Source organism: Endozoicomonas sp. ALB091, assembly GCF_049310265.1.
Classification (GTDB): Bacteria; Pseudomonadota; Gammaproteobacteria; order Pseudomonadales; family Endozoicomonadaceae; genus Endozoicomonas.
In genome coordinates, this window is sequence record NZ_JBLYNQ010000004.1 from 1 (window position 1) to 1048 (window position 1048).

Here is a 1048-nt window from a genome sequence, read left to right on the forward strand (position 1 = left end):
GCTTTTTGTACGATCACGCAGGGCAACAGCGCGACCACAGCTTCGTTGAGCCCTGATAACTGTTCCTGCCCATTGTCCACCAGTTTCGCCATGGCCCAAAGCAGGTTGGCGATTTCCTGTGGTTTAAAGTTAGCTTTTTGTACGATCACGCAGGTCAACAGCACAACCACGGTTTCGTTGAACTCCGGTGTCTGCTTGTACCTGTTGTCTACCAGTTTCGCCATAGCCCACAGGAGGTTGGCGATATGCTGGGGAATAAATTGGTCTTTCTGTGTATTCACATGGGGCAACAGCGCGGCCATAGCATCTTTGAGTTCTGGTGTTTTCTCCAGCCCGCTGTCCGCCAGCTTCGCCATGGCCCATAGCAGGTTGGTGATTTCCTGTGGTTTAAAGTCAGCTTTCTGTGCGTTCACTTGGGGCAACAGCACGGCCACGACCCCGTTGAGGCCTGGTGTCCGCTCCAGCCCTTTGTCCACCAGTTTCGCTATGGCCCACAGCAGGTTGGCGATATGTTGAGGAATAAACTGGTCTTTCTGTGCGTTCACGCAGGGCAACAGCGCGACCACGGCCTTGTTGAAATCTGGTGTCCGCTCCTGCCCATTGTCCACCAGTTTCGCCATGGCCCACAGCAGGTTGGCGATATGCTGAGGAATAAATTGGTCTTTCTGTGCATTCACCTGGGGCAACATCGCGATCACTGCCTCTTTGAGCCCTGGTGTCTGCTCCTGTCCGTTGTCCACCAGTTTCGCCATGGCCCACAGCAGATTGGCGATCCCCTGTGGTTTAAAGTCAGGTTTCTGTGTGTTCACGTGGGGCAACAGCGCGGCCACGGCCTCATTGATTTCTGATGTTTGCTCCAGCCCTTTGTCCACCAGTTTCGCTATGGCCCACAGCAGGTTGGCGATAGCCTGAGGAACAAATTGATCTTTTTGTACGTTTACGTGGGGCAACAACACGGCCACAGCCTCTTTGAGCCCTGCGGTCCGCTCCTGCCCGTTGTCCACCAGTTTCGCCATGGCCCACAGCAAGTTAGCGATTTCCTGAGTGC

General features: G+C 54.6%; 1 protein-coding gene. It reads right to left on the reverse strand.

Annotation, left to right across the window (positions count from 1 at the left end; all coding sequences use genetic code 11):
• The coding region (locus ACO6UX_RS07015) for a DUF1601 domain-containing protein (protein ID WP_422446171.1) at positions 1-1048 on the reverse strand (1048 nt) is incomplete at both ends.